This is a genomic window from Aestuariibius insulae (assembly GCF_040783535.2).
Taxonomy (GTDB): domain Bacteria; phylum Pseudomonadota; class Alphaproteobacteria; order Rhodobacterales; family Rhodobacteraceae; genus Aestuariibius; species Aestuariibius insulae.
In genome coordinates, this window is record NZ_JBFONW020000001.1 from 277,735 (window position 1) to 296,210 (window position 18,476).

The following is an 18,476-nucleotide window of genomic DNA, read 5'->3' on the forward strand; positions in this document are numbered from 1 at the left end:
GGAGGGGCGGCGATACATCGATAACCGGTATGCGAGAATGAAGGCAAAATTTTCCACTGGTCGATTCGAAGATCGCCTTATTTTCGACACTTAAGAAATCTGATTAATTAATCAGTATCCACGATTGATATGCGGTGTTCGCTAGGGAGCGTTACTTCTCCAAGATGTGCTTTACTACTCGCAAGTCTCAATAAAGTTTCTGAAATATAGAAGATTCCCCGTAAAGCGTCAGATCGATACAGAGCGACTTTCGGCGAGAAGGGGCCAGTCTTCGTGTCTAACTCTAGGCGGAACTATGACCGGTCTTGACGAAAGTAAGAAGTGATTGAATGGTTATCGTGTCTTAACGGATGCGCAGAATCGAGAGTTTTTTCTTTCTGTGTCACGGTCTGACTTGAGGGGGAAAATGTCGGAAGAATCAGCCATTCGCGTCGTAATTGCAGACAGCCACGAGATTGTTCGGGAAGGTATTGCAAATCGTCTTGTTGCAAGCTGCAATGTTGAAATTGTCGGTCAGGCTTCCGATGGGTACACAGCCATAAAGGTCTGTCGGAGCTGTCGTCCAGATATCTTACTGATGGATCTTTCGTTGCAGCGTCCGTCAGGTGCAGAGACCCTATCGAAGCTTCGTAGCACTCTTTCGGACATGAAGATTGTCGTCCTATCTTCGGATGCGACAACATCGGACGCGTTTTCGACGCTTGCTGCAGGAGCCGTCGCATTCATGCCGAAGCAGGCACGGGGTATTCACTTTGTGAATGCGATCCGAGCCGCTTCAGAGGGGTACACTCTACTACCGACCGAGTACCTTGCAGAGTTCGTTAGTCTGCGACGCAATATAACCCGTACGGGTAATATCTACGGTCTGTCCCCGCGCGAAATCGAGATCCTTGAAGCCTGCACATCGGGACAGAAGACTAAGGAAGTTGCCGAAAACCTATCGATCAGCGTACGGACGGTGGAGACGCATCGGAACTCTATCTACCGCAAGACGAACAGCCGTAGCCTCAGCGATCTTTCACGAATAGTGAACCAGCTGTAGGCCAAATTTATTGCTCGCTCCAGTACCTTTACAGAACTAAATTGCGCCGCTCCTGGGAAATCTCGGGTGCGCACCGATAGATTTGAGTAGTCTAAATCGTAGACTTAATCGGCAAATCGTAGTCAACTGCAGTCTTGAACAGGCAAGCAGCTTAGGCTGCTCGTCATATGACGGGACTGGGAAACTCGGATATGTCGACAATCGGTGGCAGTGATAACAGTAAGATTTTCCTCTCCTTTGAGGATAGCGACCTTCGTATGAGGTCTAACGGCAGGACCGATCTGGATCCGTTTGATCTATCTCATCTGGACTTCTCGAGCAGCGAAGCTGCCACCAAATTCGATGAAGAAATGGAAGACCTTTCGGAGGCGGCGCAACTGGCGCGACGCAGTTTCCGACACTTTGCAGCAACCGAGGAAGGTGCCGAAATCATAGGCTACGTTCTCGACGGGAACCTGCGTGAAGGCCGATCGCCGGAGGCACAGCTTGTTATCGATCAAATCACTGGTGACCTTGCGAGGCCTGACAACGTCGAAGTGACCGCGGAGACGACATTTCACCAACCGGAGTTCATTTTGATTCCATCGGACGCGAATGTAGCGGACGGTATCGCAAGCCTTCCAAGCGGTATCCGCGCGGCAATCGTATTCCCGAAAAACAAACCCGCGCAAATCCTCGTCGCGTCAGGTCTAGGGCTTAAGGACACGCTACTTATTTCTCAAGAGGCCTATGCAGATGCGATAGCCGGATATGCCGAGACCGTTGGGGTAGAGCTTGCCAGCGGTGATATTGGGGCAAGACTGACGGAAAGCCTGAGGCTTGGGAGCGGCATCGCCGGAGTTGAACATGGCGGAAATCGACCTCGTGGAGAGATTCTGATGGAAGGAGAGTTGCTCGACGCGGTCTTTAGATAAACACAACATGTAATTTCTACTTAACGGTCTACGTAGTTTCTCTTTCCCTACGTATTGCTCGCTAATGAATTTTGTCCCTGCCTCTTTCAAGCTCTAGAGGAGAGTCGCCATCTCGGCGAGATCTAGAGCAGGAGAGGGCATTCCATAGTGCGAACCTCAATCAAGTCTTTGATACGAGTTTTCTTTGTCGGCTTCTCCCTTCTGTTCATATCTGGATGCAAAGAGGTCCTGTATTCGGATCTTGGTGAAAGAGAAGCAAACGAAATGGTTGCCGTGCTTGCTGCGGTCAACATCGATACGTCTCGGGAACGTACAAAGAAAGGCGCGTACTCGATACTTGTATCGGCTGACCAGGTTCCTGTCTCGGTCACAGTTTTAAAAAACGCAGGGTATCCGAAAGCTCAGTTTCTTTCGCTAGGTGATGTGTTCAGCACCGAGGGGATCGTGGGCACGCCCTTTGAGCAGCAAGCTCGATATCTGCACGCGATGAATGAAGAGCTATCGAACACCATCACATCGATCGATGGCATTCGGAACGCACGTGTTCTGGTCACGTCACCACCTCGCGGACGATATGACCGAGAGCTGCCGAAAGCCCGGGCATCAGTAACGGTTCATTATGAGCCCGAGCTTGATATCAAGGAGCATGTTCCTTCGATCAAGCTGATCGTGGCATATGCTATGCCCAATCTGAGCTATGATGATGTGGCGGTCGCGTCCTTCCTCGCAGGAGGACCTCAGGTGAAGGCCACTGAGCTTCCGTCGATGGGTCCTCAGACAGAAAGTCAGCAGATGTCTATCCTGTCGGCGCTCAGTTGGGGCGGCACGGATCTTGGTCCTATCATAAAATTCCTGCTTCCGCTCATCGTTCTACTTACTCTTACTATCAGCTTGATCTCACGCACTTCGCGATCTGTCAGCAACGTACGAGCAGAGCGCAAATGGATGGCGCGCGCGAAGCGGAGCTAAAGTAATGCAGCTCGAAACACCTATACACGGCACTTGGTTTCAAAGTTGGGCTCCCGAAATCGTAAATCCCCAACTAAGGAAAGAGATCAGGGCGAATAGGCGGCTCTGGTCAAGGATCGAGCGTGATCTCGTTAAGGCGGAGATCAGCACCGTCCTGGAGGGCGAATGCGACTCCGATGAAGTAAATCAGTTGGACCGTATTCTCCGGTGTGTCGATGAACATGTCTTCCTTGCTATCGGCAGAGCATGGTGTTCCCCGGTACTAGCTCAAAATGTGCTCGGACCAGGGCGAGCGGACACTCCGTTCTCCTTCGACAAGCAAGACCTGCAGATGGTGCTTTCCTACCGCAACCATTTGTCGCCAAACCTGATCAACGCCCCAAGCACGATGACAGAGATCGAAGAGGAAGGGCGTCTATGTCTTTTCGCTTGGGTGCGCCAGTTTCCATCTCCTCTTGCGGAATATGGTGTTCTGCGCCTCCCGCGCGTCGTAGGGCCCGCAGAAGATCAAACGCTTTCCGTTGCGCGTGCGAAGATTTTCGAGGCGGTTATCTCTGAGCTCAAGCTTGAAGAAGTGAAAGCAACATGAGCGAGTCGAAGGCCTTTCATGCAGTCCGCCTTTCGAAGGAAGAGGTGGATCAGATCTATGCCGCAAACTCTACCGTAACGGCTGCTAAGTCAGAAGCCGACCGCATCATCGCTGATGCAAAGGCCAAGGCTCAAGACGTTTTGCGAAGGGCTGAAGCGACCAGAAAGGAGCAATCCGAACTTATCAGATCGATTTCGGATGATCAGCTCAAGAAATTCATGGATCAGGAAGCGATCACCCGCAGCGCTCAAGCTTTTGCCGCCGCGCTTGAGCAAGCCGCCGATCTCCGCCGTGAGTTCGAGGCTCTCACTCCTTGGCTTGAGAATTTCGTTGAAAGCTCGGTCCGGCGGATCATCGGCACGCTGTCGGATGCTGAAGTGATCGCGCGGATTGTTCGGCAAGGCGTTGGAGATCTACAGAGCGATGGCGGTCTTGCTTTGCGTATTCATCCTGATGACAGTGATGTGACACGCGCGGCAATGGATGAGTTTCCAAACCATTTCGAAGCGATCAAAGAAGTCTGCTTTGATGGGTCGATCGCGCAAGGGTCTCTAATTCTGAATGGAGGTGGGGGCTCAGTTAAGATCGATCTCGAAACCCAGCTATCTGCGCTGACCCGATGGATCAAAGAGCAAATCCCGGATGAAGCTGATCGTGACTCGGATACGCCCAAATGACTTCCGAAGTTGTGCAGGCAGTCGAACGGATGACAACGCTTGTCCCACGAGCGACCCTTCGACAGATCTTTGGCGAAGTGATCGAAATATCTGGTCCGATCATTCGAGCCGCTCTTCAGAATGCTAGTATCGGCGCGCTGTGCAAGATCGACCAAGGCGATGGACAGCTTTTGGCAGAGGTAATCGGAGTGTCCGGTCCGCATGCGATCCTAAGTCCCTTCAGTTCGATGGAAGGTCTTAAAGCTCATGCACCTGTAAGACTTCAGGACAGCGCGCTGACAATTCCGGTCGGATCTGGCCTTCTTGGTCGAGTGATTGATGCATTTGGCGAGCCAATCGATGCAAGCGGCCCTGTAACTGGCGACACGAAGGCGCAAGCAGTACGTGCCGCAGCACCATGCGCGGCATCGCGCCCTCTGATCGATACCAAGTTTGCAACGGGACTACGGGCCATCGATGGGATCCTGACTTTGGGTCGTGGTCAGCGCATTGGGCTCTTTGGTCCCCCAGGGGCTGGTAAGTCGACGCTTCTGGCGGCTATCGCGAGATACTCAGAGGCAGATGTTATCGTGATCGGTTTGGTCGGTGAGCGCGGCAGGGAAGTGCGCGAGTTTACCGAGAGAGAGCTTCCGGCTGATAAAAGGAGAAAGGTTGTCGTGGTCACTGCGACGTCTGATCGGTCTCCTGTCGAGCGAGCCCTTTGCGCGCAAAGCGCAACTGCGGTGGCCGAGCGGTTCAGAGATGAGGGAAAGTCGGTCCTTCTGCTCATCGACAGCCTGACCCGGACAGCAAGAGCGTTACGGGAGATCGGTTTAGCCGCTGGCGAGCCCCCGACACGGCGTGGATATCCGGCGTCGGTTTACCCCGCTTTACCCGCCCTGATTGAACGAGCGGGACGAAGCGAGGTTGGCGATATCACCGCAATCTACACGGTGTTGATTGAAGGGGACGGTGAAGGCGATCCAATTGCCGAAGAGGTACGAAGTCTCACAGATGGACACGTGATGCTTAGCCCTGCGCTTGCAGCCGCGGGGCACTACCCGGCGATTGATATCTCTGCATCGCTGAGCAGGATCATGTCTGCGGTCACCGCTAAGGATCATCAGGATATGGCGATCAAATTACGTCGCCATCTGACGAAATATAAGGAAATCGAGATCCTGCTTCAGGTTGGTGAGTATAAGGCTGGAGGGGATCGAGATGCAGATGCGGCAGTTTCCGCAAAACCTCGGATCGACGCATTTCTAAGGCAGAGTGCTGACGAAAAAACGGTGCCTAGCGAGCTTATCGAGCAACTGGGGCGGGCGATATGACCACCGGAAAAATCGGACAAATTAAACGTCTGCAGGCATTGGCTCAAGCGCGTCTCAAACGAGCAGAAGCGCAACTGTCCGTGGCCCATCAGCTTTACCAACAGCGCCAAGATACAGCAAAGCAGGCAGAAGCGGATTTCGACAGCTTGACCGAGCGTGCGGATAGCTATGTCAGCGAGCGCTTCCTCGACATGGGTGAGACGACCGATCCAGCAAATGCATTTACGGGCATAATTGCAGGTGCTTCTGAAGCACGGAAGGTCGCCGCTAGCGCCGAGCTCACCGCCGTTCGGTCGCAAACCCGGGTGAAGGAAGCGCAAGGCGAGCGCACCAGTGCCGCTCGAATATGCCAAGCATTGAGCAATCGGAGAGATCGGCTCGAACGTCTATCGGTTGAAGAGAAACGCATTCTCGAGCGCCGATTGAATTTGGCTGCAGAGGATGAAGTCGCGGAAATGGCCGGCTGGAGGATGTCATAGTGGGACTTCACGAGGAGATCGACAAAGCGGAGCAGCGTATACGGGGCTTTCGTTGGCCAAAACTCAAGCGGGTTACCTCTGCGGATCAAAAGAGAAACGATGTTCAAGCTCGTCTGAAGGGATTGAGTGTCGAACTCGGTACATCTGGATCGGTTTTGAAAGCGGGGGAGGTGACGTGGACCTCCAAAGGCTGTCTCAAGGTCGCGGGGAGTGTTGGCGACAGATCATTCACCATCGCTATGCCGGAAGATTTCCTGCAGGTTTTGCTGGAAGTATACGGCTGCGATCAGGATATTGCTGTCCTTTGCGAAAAGCGTTTGGCTCTTGTGCTAGAACACCTGCTCTCGCTTCCGATTTCCCGTCTTGAATCATTGCTGGATCTTCCAATCACATTGACGGAGGTGTCGGTCGGTAAGAGACCAAAAAAAGGATTCGGGATGTTTGTGGAGATCCCAGATCGTCCGCAAATTCCGGTCCTTCTAAAATGCGATGACGCTCTTATTGATAGGATTTCGAACCTACTTCCTACCGGTAGAGACCTGCCCATTCCCAAAGCGCTCAACGACACGAAGTTTTCTGTCAGCCTCATGGCTCCCGATCTGACCTTGTCGGTCAGAGACTACGAGGCTCTCGAGCTCGGGGACGCCCTTACGCTCGATCCAGCTTGGCGCAAGCCCTCTGCCTTTCGCCTTCGTGTTGCGGATTTTCTTACGGGTTCCATTGAACCGAAAGACGGAAAGCTCCGGCAAAAGGGGCCGTTTGAATACAAGACATCACACAACAAGGAAACAATGGATATGACGACCTTAGCGGAGGCCCCGGCTCAGCACAGCGCTAGCCCTATCGAAAATCTGCCCGTTACGATCTCAGTGGAGCTTGACCGAAAGGAGATGAACCTGGCGGAGGTCCGCGCGCTCACAGAAGGAGCAGTTTTACCGTTCTCGACCGATCTCCCAAGCGAAGTCACGCTGATGGTGAACGGATCCGCGATCGCGGTCGGCGAGCTTGTCCAACTAGATGACCGGTTCGGTGTTCGTGTGGTTCGTTTCGTCTGAACATGGAGTTTTCCGGCCCTCTCATACTTGGTTTCGTCGCGGGCTTCTTTCTGCTTGCAATAGTGACCCTTACGTCCTTCGCAAAAATCTCGATTGTAATGATGGTAGTCCGGCAGGCATTGGGCCTACAGCAAGTCCCGTCGAACATCATCTTGCTCGCTCTTGCCCTCTTTATCTCGATATTCATCTCAATGCCTGTGTTTTCGGCCTCTCTTGGAGCCGTTATCGAAAGCGATGCCAGTATCGAGACAGTTCAGGGGATGTTCGACCTTTGGAATGCTGGGGTCGCTCCTTTTCAGCGGTTTTTGGTGGCGAACATAGATGCCGAGTACCTTGGTTTCTTCGTTGATATCTCAAACGAAGTCTGGAGCGGATCCGGTATCACAGGGTCGGAGAACGACTTTGTCATACAGGTCCCCGCATTCATGATTTCAGAGCTCACAGAAGCCTTTCGAATCGGGTTTCTACTCTATCTCCCGTTCATTGCGATTGATCTCGCAGTTACAGGCATCCTCATGGCTCTAGGTATGCAGATGGTACAACCCAATATCATTGCTGTTCCTTTTAAACTGCTGACTTTTGTATTTGTGGACGGATGGGCTCGTTTAGTGGAGGGTCTCGTGTTGACCTATACGGCCTGACCCGTGCCTGAAGAGTCTTTCGCGACTCTCTTGATCGCGTTCATGTTGGATGTGGCGATTCTGGCAGGTATTCCGCTCGCCGTTGCGACAGTAAGTGGACTGCTTGTGGCGTTCTTTCAGGCCATCACGCAGATACAAGATCAAACACTATCTCAGACGGTGAAGATTGCCGCCATCGCGATTATTCTGATCTCTTTTAGTAGTGCTCTTGTCGGTCCTCTTTTGACTTCAACTCGAACCGTCTTCAATGACTTCCATATGATTGTTCGATAGCTCGCTATGAACGAAGAGATTGTGGATATCCTCACTCGAAATGGGTTTGAGGGGTTCTATGCGATGCTACTTTATACAGTCCTTCGACCACTCGGATTTCTTTTCGGTTTTTTGCCAATCAGTTGGGGTGTGGGGCAGGCAGTTTTGCTTCGGATGTCTATCGCTCTGGCATTGGGCCTTCCAATGTTTGTCGTGAATGCGCCGGGGGTCGAGGAGATTATCCAAGCGACACTTCCACTATTGTCGGCGCTTGCCGCCGTAAAGGAGTTTGGAGTAGGGTACGGAATTGGTTTTCTTGCGTCATTGCCTTTCTTCGCACTGCAGTATGCCGGCGCGATTACAGACTCTTTCAGGGGAGAGAGCGATGGAGGGCAAACCGATCCGACGGGCGGCACGCTACAGACATTCTCTGTTCTCTATCTCGTTATCGGGTTCTCAGTCTTCTTTTCCATGGGAGGACTATGGGACCTCGTTGGTCTTCTCTATGCAACCTATGGCGTATGGCCAGTATCGGGTGCCTTACCGGCTTTCACGATGGAGGCTGGCTTGGTTATGGTCGATCTTCTGCAAATAACCCTCGTAACGGCGATACAAATTTCAATCCCTCTTTTAGCTCTTCTTGTTACTATTGAGATTGCTATTTCTGTTGCAGCAAGATTGGCTCGGAAGTTCGGGTTTTATGATATGGCCTTCCCTATCAAGAATACTGCCGCCATACTTACCCTGCCTATCGTAGCATGGTTTGTGTCGTCATTCTCTGAAACGAGTGTCGTTGATCTTTCTATCCTTCAAAACATGTTCGAGGCGATTATCGAATGAGCGAAAGTGAAGAAAAGACGGAGAAGGCAAGTGCTCGAAAGCTAAGAAAGCAGCGCGAAGATGGATCAGTGCCAAGCTCGCAAGAGCTGTCTGGTCTTGTAGGTGCTGCAGTCGGTCTTCTTGTCCTAGCTGGCTTGGCGGCTGTTTTTCTTGGGCGAATTCTTGATTTCTATCGATTTCCTTTCGAGATGATGCAGGAGAACTTTCTTGATGCTCTAGATTCTGCAGCATCTACATATTCGAGGCTGATGACGCTCATTCTCGGACCAATACTTGGCTTGAGTATCTTTGTTTCAGTTATAGTTGCCATTATCTACAACAAAGGAATCGTATTTGCATTTAAACCAGTGACTCCCCAAATCGATCGTATTTCGCCAATGACCGGTTTGAAGCGAATCTATGGAAAGCGTGGTTGGGTTGAAACCGGTATCTCGTCTGTTCGTCTTGTCATTTGGCTAACTTTCGCGTCGTTTTGCGCATACCTCATTATTCCAGATCTCTTCAGCCTTTTTAGCTGTTCAATCGGCTGCAGTACAAAAGTAGTCGAACCACTTGCATGGTTCTATGTATTGGGAGCTGTGATGGTTTTTTTGTTATCTGCTGGAGCTGATATGATTGTTCAGCGCTCACTCTTTCTATCGGAGCAGATGATGACCAAGAGTGAGGTCAAGCAAGAGCGAAAGGAGCAAGGTGGAACACCCGAGATCCGGAAGGAGCGCCGTCGGCGTGCATCCGAGGACAGCAAGTCTGCAGATGCCATTGGTCCAGGGCGGGCAAATATGTGCTTCTTCTCTCCCGAGGGAGCGGTCACTATCCGATATCATCCGGAGCATGCGCCGCTTCCCAGGGTGACCGCAAAGGGAACGAGCTCTGAGAAGGTTCGCGATCTCAGAGAGAATGTTCGGGAGCGCGGAATGCCCGAGATGCAGCATGACTTCATTGTAAAGACGTGCCTCAAGAAATCTCCCGGCGATGCGATCGACTCAGAGATCTTCGAGGAATTTGCACTAGCGCTTCGAGCTCTCTTTTCGAAGCGCTAGTCGCTTATGCCGACTTCTTCAAGTCGCCTGACACGCGCCGACGAGTGCGTTCGAGCTTTATTACTTCTACCGGGTAGGTCGTTATCTCCGACGAAAGTTCATGTGGGGCTAGAACCGACATGTGTAGGTTATGCGAGGCAAGGTAGTTCCGGAACCTGCGGCGCAAGTCTGCCGCAGCGACGATAGCGATATGGCGACCACCTTCACCCTCGGATGGGATCAGCGCCCGAAACTGCGTCAAAAGCTCGTCATTTACTTCAGGCTCGAAGATAAGACCGTCGTTCACCACGCTATTGGTTTCGGTACGCTTCGCTTGGGCAAGGCCCTGCCGCGCCAATGTCTCGATGCTCGGATCCAGAAGGGCCACGCCTAAGATCCGGTCAGGCCCGGAGATTCTAAAGCAAAGCTGACGCTTCATGGCACCCCGAAGGCATTCTGCAAGGATAACCGGTGTCGGATTGTTGTTATCGGCATGAAGCCAGTAGTGCAGCGACGTAACGAGGAGGCCGATTGGGCGGATGGGTATCCCGTCCTCAATGAGATAACGCAGGACCTGATAGAGCGCAGGCCGGGCGAGCTTTGCTTCGACTTCTTCCATTGGACCCGGCTCCGCCAGACGAGCGTGTTCGACAACTTCCGAGAAAACAGCTTGCGAAAAGAGCGTTCCGAGATTGCGTTCATAGAGGCGGAAGGTCAGTCGAGCCAGAACCGGTTCGACAGACTCGACCTCGACACCGAGTCCTTCCAGTTCGCTTTTGAAGGCATCGGCAACCCAAACGCCGTGAAAGCTTGGCCAATCGACATCGACCACGCTAGCCGGATCCCTATTCAAGAGCCGCGGCACGTCATTGCCACCCTGAACGAGAATGCAGTCTGGCTCCAAGCTGTTCTGAAAAATGGGAACTTCATCGAGTTCAATAATGAAACCGGTCCCTCCGATAATCGAAGATGTCGTGACCGCGGCGCGGGGGAAGGGGACGCCTCTCGTCGCGGTGAGACGTTGAAAGGCATCGGACAGCTGACGCTCCAAGCTGGCGAGATCGAGTGTCTCAGCTGCATCCTCTGAGAGAATAAGCTTGAAACGATCGCTTACAGACAATGACACTTCGTCCGTGGCTGCCGCAGATCCTGGATCGTCCTGAAGCTCGATCTCTCCGTCGAGAGCCTCTGTCCCGTCTGGCTCGATCGCAGCAAGGCGACGCCGCAAGAGAACGGCCGCTATCACAAGGACCATACTCATCACTGTAAAAACCATAGTCGGGAAGCCGGGAATAAAGCCAATGGCCAGCACGACCATGGCGGCAACCGACGGAACTCTGGGATCAGAGACAAGCTCCTTCGAGATATCTGTACCCAGATCGTCGTTGTCCTTACCCGCAGCGCGAGTAACGATGATACCTGCGCACAGAGACATGAGGAGAGCCGGAATTTGTGCTACAAGTCCGTCGCCGACAGTAAGCAGTGAGAAAACGCCTACAGCTTCTCCAAAGCCATATCCGTGCAAGCTCATGCCAACGGCAATGCCGCCAAGAAGATTGATGCAGATGATGATGAGGCCTGCAATGGCATCACCCTTAACGAACTTCATCGCACCATCCATAGCGCCAAAGAACTGACTGTCCTTATCGAGGCGCTGACGCATGGCGGTCGCCTCATCGGCCTCGAGATTTCCGGCTCTAAGCTCGGCATCGATGCTCAGTTGTTTGCCGGGTAGCGCATCGAGAGCAAAACGCGCGCCCACTTCGGCGACTCTTTCCGCGCCTTTGGTGACAACCAGAAACTGGACAACCGTAATGATCAGGAAAATGACCAGGCCAATGGCCACAGATCCGCTAACGACGAAATCACCGAACGTTTCGATGATCTGTCCAGCATCCGCTTCGCTGAGAATAAGACGTGTTGTACCGACGGATAAGGCCAGGCGAAACGCCGTTCCGATCAGGATAACCGATGGAAAGGTGGAAAAGTCAGAGGGATGCTTCAGGTAAAGAGCGACCATGAGAAGAAGAACGGAAATCGAGATGTTCAACGCCAGAAGAACATCGATTATGTCCTGACTGAGTGGGATGACCATCAGTGTCAACGTAGCGACGATGATGGCAATCAGAAGCAGGTCCTTGCGCATCTTAACTCCCCCGAGATGAACGGTTGGAAAAAGAAAAAGGGGGCGTATAGCCCCCTTCTCGTTGCCTTCTAGTTTTAGCCTTGGACCTTACCAGATTGATCCTTTGCAACCTTAGCGCCTGCAGTATTCTCTTGGAAATCCATGTTCATATCCATGACCTTTAGGTAGAGTTTGTTCGCTCGGTCCTCGAGATCGCTGGCAGCTGCATCGTTGACCTCATTTGGGGATCCAGAGTTGTGTTCAGGTGAATCAACAGTCCCCTCGTCGACTTCAGCAGTTTCTGCCTCGGGCAGAGCTATGTCACGACCTTCGTTTCGGCCGGTATCGATATAGTGACGAGCCGCCGCCTCAAGATCGCCGCCGAAGTACTCGTCAACGTCAGGGTTGGCAGCGAGGTAGTCTGCGCTCGAGAAGGTAGTCTCCCGTCCTTCGACTTCGCCGCTGGAGCTATAGTGGGTCCGGCCCATGTCGGAGTCGGCGCCGTAAGCATCCATAAGGTCAGTGTAACTGGCGATATATTCCAGCGATTGGAGATCGGACCAATCGTCCGATTTGATAGCCGCCTCACCAATCTTTCCAGTCTGACTCGACCATAGAGCAACTCCCGGATCGTCGTAGACAACTAGATTTCCGTCATCTTGCATAGCGAGCGTGAAACTGCGGTTCACGTTCCCCTCACTGCTATAGGTTTCGCTGTTCCACTCAGCTTCACCGGAGTAGTCATAAACTACGAGGTTCCCATCTGATTGAACTACCATTTGTCCAGCAATAGCGTTGAAGTGTGTTCCAGAACTCCATGTCGCCTCCCCTGTCGTGGTATTATACACAACGAGATTACCGTCTTCCTGAAAAACTACTTTGTATTGGCCGTTGTCAGATAGGAGGTAATCACCGGCAAGAAGGACTCCGTTTGTCAGCGTGTTCCCGACATTCTGACCTGGTGTCACAAGAGCCTTTAAGGATTCTCCTTGCAGCGTATCAACGTTAGGCCGGATCAATTCAACAAAATTGCTCAAGCCCTCGAAATTAATGACACCTTGAAGGTCTGTGCCATCGACAAGAGCCTGAACTATCTGTTCAGCGTTATCATAATCATGGTTAGTGGTTGGCTCTGGACTCCCAGCAATCGGGTGGGCCTCACTCATTTTGAACTCCATCATCTAATTCTGGGGATGACGCAACTTCAACATCATCAGGCCAGATGTTATGTGCCCTGAAAGCGTGGACCATAAATCCAGTCCAGAGCAGCGATTGCCATATCTTTCCGGCGATATATGGAGCGCAATAATGCGCTCCATACTCCTCAGTTTAGCCTTGAACCTTACCGGATTGATCCTTCGCAACCTTAGCGCCAGCGGTGGCTTCCTGAAAATCCATATTCATATCCATGACTTTGAGGTACAGCGTATTCGCCCGATCCTCAAGATCTTGGGCAGCTGCATCGTTTACTTCCTCGGGGCTTCCAGCATTGTGCTCTGGTGAGGTAACGGTTCCCATGGTCTTCTCCTTAGTTAGGCCTTTTGGCCGAATGTGCCGGATTTAATCCGGCGATTACGCCCTTTTATATTTAGGGCATTTCGTAAGATATACGGTCTCACGAAGATCGATCTCCTCGAAGTTAACTGTCTGGATCTAGAATACTTTCGAGAGACAATTCAATTCCACGACGAACCCGAATCTTGGGACCAGGCGGTCCGTCTTTCGCAGCAGGAAAGGCCTCAATGATGGTTTCTGCTACTGCTAGCAGCCGAGGCGGCCCCGATAGGGCAACCGCACTTCCTCCTGCGGTGATGTGAAGTGCGTAATCTGTATCGTTGAGGCCGGCATCGGTCAGTGATGCTCGTGCATCCTCTGCCGTCATGTCTCCAAGATGCACAACGCGGGTCTTTGCTTCACTGCGAGCAGAGAGATAGTAGGTGCCGTTAAACTCGAAGCAGTCAACGTCATGACGCGCCTCAATCCAACTCATAATCTCGTCTAGATTTCCGGTGACGCGGCTATTGAAAATTTTAGTTCGGATATTCTCACTGACATTTATCCGGCTACTCGTACTTCCAGCTAAAATAGAGATAAAGTCTTTCAATGACTGATTGACGACAAAGTAATCATGAGGTTGTTGGGCTTCTGCTTCACGTGCGATATTCTCGTCTACCTTGTAAGCTGTGGAGTCATTTGGGTCAGTCAGTTGGCTTTCTACAATGAAAGTAGTGTTCGTTAAGCTAGAATTACTATTATCGGAACCATTCACATCGGGTGATCGAACACCTAAGTTTTGAAACTCATATCGCTCGTTTTTTTGTGTAAGGCTTTCGTTCTGAATTACCGTAAAGATGTTCCCTTTGTCTGGGAGATTACCGATCGTATCATAGGTATAAGGTGTGTCGTCTAGAATTTGAAATGCAGGTATACCCTCCGCCTGTACGACGCTGTTGATGCCAAAAAGACCATAGGCACAGGTTGAAAATGCTTTTGAAACTTGTCTTAACATCTCTCGCCTTCAAGAAATTTGGCTGCTGCTTCATATTAAGAAGAGATGCCACTGCTCTGGTATGCGAAACGGGCGCCACGATCGTGCGCCAACGTTCTGAAAACAGACTCGCGTCCTTAACGACATAGACCGTGACTACGTAGAGAATTACGGACTACGACGGATGTAGATCTCTAGATGTGGGTCGTAAGCTCGCCTCTATGCATCAAGCGACTCGATGCCTTGAAAGGACGCTTCAATGTCACCGCTATCGGTTGAGAACTCGGAAAATAATCAGCTTACACCCGAAGATGAAATTATCTTGGAGGAGGCTTTGTTAGCTATAATTCAGATCGTTGTTGTTGACGAATTTATGTGGGACACGATCAATGAGATGAATGAATAGGGGCATATCATGGACGGAAATGTTGATTCGATCGATGGAGCAAGTAAATCTGATCCTTCCGCGACACAAACACAACTTGCCGATCTGACCCGCGAAGCCTCACGTGAGGCGAAAAGTATAGGTCATCTCAATAGTGCGATGGAGTTGGCGGCAAGTAAGGTCGCTGTGCCGCCGGGAACCGAAGCGTCCAATCAAAACCTTATGGATGAACTGCGTCAGGGATCGGTTGGAGAGGTCAAGAACGAGATGATGTCTGATGTGACCCGTCCTGGTACGCCGTCAAAGGAAGCAACGCCAGGCGAAGAAACTGCAGAGATCGAAGATCGATTTCAGAAGCTCTATCTGGAACTAACAAACTTCCAGGTCGCTTGGGCGATCGCGCGTCGAACACAACAAGATGTCTCTCAGCTTCTCCGAGGTAATTAATAATCTAATGACAGCGCTCAGCACCTATAGATCATTTGTCGGCATAAAACTGGCAGAGATGCGTGGCGATCTAGTCGAGCGTATCTCGGTCAATTGCGCTATCGGGGTACGTATCCATTCTGGACTTCACGAAGGAAGCGAAACCGTACTCAACACTCAAAGATTTCGTATAGGAAGCGAACCGATCTACGATGTGATGCTCGTAGACGAAGAGGTAGTTGGGCCTGAGATACGCGTAGAATGCGAGGCGTCATATCTCGGCACGATTGTTCGTGTATCGACATACCGTGCCGACGCAAAGCTCAACGGAAAGCCGCTAAAATCAGAAACTGAGGTGTGTCTTCCGGCTCGTCTCTTTTTTGGTGGCGTTGAAGTTGAGCTTTTCGACCCCGATACCTCTTTGAAGAAAGATCATCGCGAAGCAGCGCTCTTCGGCAGCCTCGCAGTCATCAGCTGTGTTGCGATGGGGTTCTTCATTTGGCAAACAACATCGTGGCCCGGCGATGCTCTCGTCCGTGAAATTTCGTCTGAACCCGACCCGTCACTTATCCATGAGACCGTTATGAAGCAGAGCGCTCTCACTGTCTTGGATGACCTTGTGACGCGGGCGGGTCTTTCCGACTACGTTGATATCGTTCAGCAACGGCCAGGTTCAATCTCTGTAACCGGAACACTCCCTCCTTCGCGTATCGATGAATGGAACGATCTTCGTGCGAATTATGATCGTCAGGGGTTCGACGATTTCATTCTCTCTGCGGTATCGGTAAGCCGTGACTTGATTGGTTTGCCTGCGATCTCGCTCGTAAAGCTAAGCGGCGAACCTCAGTTGATTCTATCAAGTGGAGAGCGTTTGCGCGTTGGTGATAAAATCATCGATGAGTGGGTCATAAAGGAAATCACACCTGACGGATTGATGCTTGCTCGACGTGGCGAGCAAATGACAGTTGGCTATTGATCTAAGCTTTGGAGAGTGGATAAGCTATGAGCCGGGTTGAGCGAGGTCATCAGGATCTCAGTGGGATTGCATCGGAAAGGGCAGCTCGGGACATTGAAGCGGGAGCTGGACTGACATCAGCTCTCAGCATCCTCATGCCAGAGCCGCTTCCGACGATTTCTTCTACTGTCCGTCGCCCTCCTGAGCTTCAATTTTTCAGAGATATTTCGGAGGAGAACGCTCCGCTTGACGCTATCATGCTGGGTGAGATTGAACCGACGCTGAATGGCGGAACGCTCGATATGGCATATGCCATCGCAGAGTTTGTCGTTCGGCGGGAGGCGGAAGTTAGTGCATCCTGCGATCCTAGCGCACAGGAAGGTCATGCCCTTATGGCAGATCTCGCTAGAATGATGGAATTTCTCTTTATCACATCTCCAAATAGCGGGGTCAGCTAGCAAATGCTTGTCCATCAGACTTCGGAAGAGGACGCCGTTTCTCCTGCTTCCGTCCGTGACCTCACTGATCTGAAGCTCCTGATTTCTTTGGCGGCGACTCACTACACCTTTCATCGCTTCGAGTCTTGTCGGAAGCTTCTCGCTCTCGCGCTTTGGATTAATCCTGAGAGTATCAAAGCGCTTGAGTTAAGTGCTATTGTAGCCTCGCGGTTAAAGAACTATCAGGACTGCCTTCGTGCCTTAGATAAAATCGAGCTCCTGTCTGGAGAGCTTACTTCGCCACTGGAACAACTCCATCTTCGAAGTAAGCTACTTATTGAGCAGTAGGCATATCTAGTGAGAATCTAGGTCAAGAAGTGGAACCTTTAATAAGCTCTGTATTTCCTCTTTAATAATAAGAAAATCGAATTTCGGACCGTTATAAGATAATACGTAATCAAGAGCGAGAAGCGCCACTGATCTCTCGAGTGAATATCTTAAATTAGACTCATTCGTATTCACGCCGTTGGCGATTGCTATATCCTCAATTATAAGTATTAGAGTATCTATCGTTTCGTTTAGAGCTTCCGATAGAGTCAGATCCCCTGCAACAACAAGAACGGTGTCTCTATTTTTCATCTTGAAAGTCTGTGAATCCTTTGAATGACCTAGTTCTATTATTCTCTCTTGACCAGAATCGGAGATAATTTTATTTCGTTGATCTCTTTCAATAAAAATAATCTTAGAGATTAAAGGATTCGCATTATCGAACTCCTGGAGCGTTCTCTCAATGGCTTGAGTTTCGAGATCGTTCCGCTCGTTTGATTGCAAGCCATCAATATCATTTGCAAGGTTCTCTCTACCTTGGTCACTATCAAGCTGTGTTTCTAGTGAGTCAATTACTGCGGCAGTAATATCTTCGATCAACTCATCTTCACCATTGTCGATATCATCCTCATTCTCACTCATTGCTGGTGGGCGACGCTGAGATCGTGAGACTTTCCTATCAGTTAAAGCAAACTCTATCGCGAGCGGATCATCTTCATCGATAATTTCTTGAGATGCGGGATCGAAAGATAGACTGCTACTATTAAATATATCGGACATCGCAATCGTCTCCAATAATCTACGGCGTTATAACTTCATACGCCGGCGTCTACGATCGACCCTTAAGCCGCTGTGAAAAGACCAGGTTTTTGCTTATTGTTTAGTAGTATATATTATCGCAAGCAATGAATAAAACACTACTCCGATATAATATTATTTACCTATATTTGTACGTAAGCATACCTAGGAAGTTATATTGATATATATTTAGAAAATTACTCTGCGGTATGGCGCATACTAATTAAAATAGTTTGTAAAGAAACATGTAGAAGATTAATATCTACAACATGGTTCATGTTGTAAATCATTACTACTTCTACCTTACCGGGTAAAATTTAAAGGATATATCATAGTTAGCTTAATTACACGAATTATTTAAATAATATTTTTCAATCTAGCACATTAATAAGGGGTCTATTTACTTTATTATTTATAGCCGTCTATTTTTAATGGGTATATCTCAAGAAAAGAATTTTTTATAGTTATATTTATTCTTATGAATAATTTCCTACTCTTTGTGTTCCTATAGATATTCTTTATGGTTATCATATGATTTTAGATTAGAATATTACAATTATAAAAAGAACATGTTATATAAAGAGCATATCAAGGATGATGTTAGACATTATAAGATTTCGGATAGTTGATATCTTCAGGTTGATCACTAAGAACCGATCGCTTCCATATGACTAGCGTAAAAGCGTCGTACATCACTTTCCGGTAAGGGTGTTGGTCTGCTTTCCGAAAGACAACTTCTGGTGTG

At 50.2% G+C, this 18,476-nt stretch carries 20 protein-coding genes; 15 read left to right on the top strand and 5 right to left on the bottom strand.

What is annotated here, in order from left to right; all coding sequences use genetic code 11:
* The first annotated feature begins 406 nt into the window (after positions 1–406).
* The 12 genes from AAD018_RS01370 to AAD018_RS01425 all read left to right on the top strand — a co-directional run bounded on the left by AAD018_RS01370 (position 407) and on the right by AAD018_RS01425 (position 9,811).
* A complete protein-coding gene (locus AAD018_RS01370; protein WP_367313929.1) occupies positions 407–1,042 on the top strand; it encodes a response regulator in 636 nt (211 codons plus the stop codon).
* Positions 1,043–1,209: 167 nt separating this feature from the next.
* A complete protein-coding gene (locus AAD018_RS01375) occupies positions 1,210–1,956 on the top strand; it encodes a hypothetical protein (RefSeq protein ID WP_412005155.1) in 747 nt (248 codons plus the stop codon).
* 147 nt (positions 1,957–2,103) lie between these two features.
* Complete coding sequence (gene sctJ, locus AAD018_RS01380; protein WP_367313926.1) at positions 2,104–2,925, top strand: type III secretion system inner membrane ring lipoprotein SctJ; 822 nt, start codon at positions 2,104–2,106, stop codon at positions 2,923–2,925.
* 4 nt (positions 2,926–2,929) lie between these two features.
* Positions 2,930–3,514 (top strand): glycoside hydrolase family protein, encoded by a 585-nt coding sequence (locus AAD018_RS01385; RefSeq protein ID WP_367313925.1) that lies wholly within the window; start codon positions 2,930–2,932, stop codon positions 3,512–3,514.
* Positions 3,511–4,191 carry a FliH/SctL family protein gene (locus AAD018_RS01390; RefSeq protein ID WP_367313924.1) on the top strand — a complete coding sequence of 227 codons (681 nt, stop codon included), beginning with the start codon at positions 3,511–3,513 and terminating at the stop codon, positions 4,189–4,191. The genes AAD018_RS01385 and AAD018_RS01390 overlap by 4 nt, the downstream gene beginning before the upstream one ends.
* A gap of 29 nt (positions 4,192–4,220) precedes the next feature.
* Positions 4,221–5,504 (top strand): FliI/YscN family ATPase, encoded by a 1,284-nt coding sequence (locus tag AAD018_RS01395; RefSeq protein WP_412005156.1) that lies wholly within the window; start codon positions 4,221–4,223, stop codon positions 5,502–5,504.
* Positions 5,501–5,983: a hypothetical protein gene (locus tag AAD018_RS01400; RefSeq protein ID WP_367313922.1), complete on the top strand. Its 483-nt coding sequence runs from the start codon at positions 5,501–5,503 to the stop codon at positions 5,981–5,983. The genes AAD018_RS01395 and AAD018_RS01400 overlap by 4 nt, the downstream gene beginning before the upstream one ends.
* The gene (sctQ, locus tag AAD018_RS01405; RefSeq protein ID WP_367313921.1) at positions 5,983–7,038 is read left to right on the top strand and encodes a type III secretion system cytoplasmic ring protein SctQ; all 1,056 of its coding nucleotides are present in this window, start codon (positions 5,983–5,985) and stop codon (positions 7,036–7,038) included. The genes AAD018_RS01400 and sctQ overlap by 1 nt, the downstream gene beginning before the upstream one ends.
* 2 nt (positions 7,039–7,040) lie before the next feature.
* On the top strand, positions 7,041–7,679 hold the full coding sequence (locus AAD018_RS01410; RefSeq protein WP_367313920.1) for an EscR/YscR/HrcR family type III secretion system export apparatus protein: 639 nt from the start codon (positions 7,041–7,043) through the stop codon (positions 7,677–7,679).
* Positions 7,680–7,721: 42 nt separating this feature from the next.
* Positions 7,722–7,952, top strand: coding sequence for an EscS/YscS/HrcS family type III secretion system export apparatus protein (locus AAD018_RS01415; protein ID WP_367313919.1), 231 nt, complete (start codon positions 7,722–7,724; stop codon positions 7,950–7,952).
* Between the two features lie 6 nt (positions 7,953–7,958).
* Positions 7,959–8,771: an EscT/YscT/HrcT family type III secretion system export apparatus protein gene (locus AAD018_RS01420; RefSeq protein WP_367313918.1), complete on the top strand. Its 813-nt coding sequence runs from the start codon at positions 7,959–7,961 to the stop codon at positions 8,769–8,771.
* Entirely contained in the window at positions 8,768–9,811 is a 1,044-nt protein-coding gene (locus AAD018_RS01425; RefSeq protein WP_367313917.1) for an EscU/YscU/HrcU family type III secretion system export apparatus switch protein, read from the top strand. The genes AAD018_RS01420 and AAD018_RS01425 overlap by 4 nt, the downstream gene beginning before the upstream one ends.
* 4 nt (positions 9,812–9,815) lie before the next feature.
* Here AAD018_RS01425 and AAD018_RS01430 read toward each other — a convergent pair whose 3' ends face one another.
* The 4 genes from AAD018_RS01430 to AAD018_RS01445 all read right to left on the bottom strand — a co-directional run bounded on the left by AAD018_RS01430 (position 9,816) and on the right by AAD018_RS01445 (position 14,424).
* Positions 9,816–11,936 carry an FHIPEP family type III secretion protein gene (locus AAD018_RS01430; protein WP_367313916.1) on the bottom strand — a complete coding sequence of 707 codons (2,121 nt, stop codon included), beginning with the start codon at positions 11,934–11,936 and terminating at the stop codon, positions 9,816–9,818.
* Positions 11,937–12,010: 74 nt separating this feature from the next.
* A complete protein-coding gene (locus AAD018_RS01435) occupies positions 12,011–13,096 on the bottom strand; it encodes a hypothetical protein (protein WP_412005157.1) in 1,086 nt (361 codons plus the stop codon).
* A gap of 148 nt (positions 13,097–13,244) precedes the next feature.
* Positions 13,245–13,433: a hypothetical protein gene (locus AAD018_RS01440; RefSeq protein ID WP_367313914.1), complete on the bottom strand. Its 189-nt coding sequence runs from the start codon at positions 13,431–13,433 to the stop codon at positions 13,245–13,247.
* A gap of 121 nt (positions 13,434–13,554) precedes the next feature.
* Positions 13,555–14,424, bottom strand: coding sequence for a hypothetical protein (locus AAD018_RS01445; protein ID WP_367313913.1), 870 nt, complete (start codon positions 14,422–14,424; stop codon positions 13,555–13,557).
* Positions 14,425–14,818: 394 nt separating this feature from the next.
* Here AAD018_RS01445 and AAD018_RS01450 point away from each other — a divergent pair, with 394 nt between their 5' ends.
* The 3 genes from AAD018_RS01450 to AAD018_RS01460 all read left to right on the top strand — a co-directional run bounded on the left by AAD018_RS01450 (position 14,819) and on the right by AAD018_RS01460 (position 16,627).
* A complete protein-coding gene (locus tag AAD018_RS01450; RefSeq protein WP_367313912.1) occupies positions 14,819–15,235 on the top strand; it encodes a hypothetical protein in 417 nt (138 codons plus the stop codon).
* Positions 15,207–16,190: a SctD/MshK family protein gene (locus tag AAD018_RS01455; RefSeq protein WP_367313911.1), complete on the top strand. Its 984-nt coding sequence runs from the start codon at positions 15,207–15,209 to the stop codon at positions 16,188–16,190. The genes AAD018_RS01450 and AAD018_RS01455 overlap by 29 nt, the downstream gene beginning before the upstream one ends.
* 134 nt (positions 16,191–16,324) lie before the next feature.
* Positions 16,325–16,627, top strand: coding sequence for a hypothetical protein (locus tag AAD018_RS01460; RefSeq protein ID WP_412005158.1), 303 nt, complete (start codon positions 16,325–16,327; stop codon positions 16,625–16,627).
* A 333-nt stretch (positions 16,628–16,960) separates the two neighbouring features.
* Here AAD018_RS01460 and AAD018_RS01465 read toward each other — a convergent pair whose 3' ends face one another.
* Positions 16,961–17,713 (bottom strand): hypothetical protein, encoded by a 753-nt coding sequence (locus tag AAD018_RS01465; protein ID WP_367313909.1) that lies wholly within the window; start codon positions 17,711–17,713, stop codon positions 16,961–16,963.
* Between the last annotated feature and the right edge of the window lie 763 nt (positions 17,714–18,476).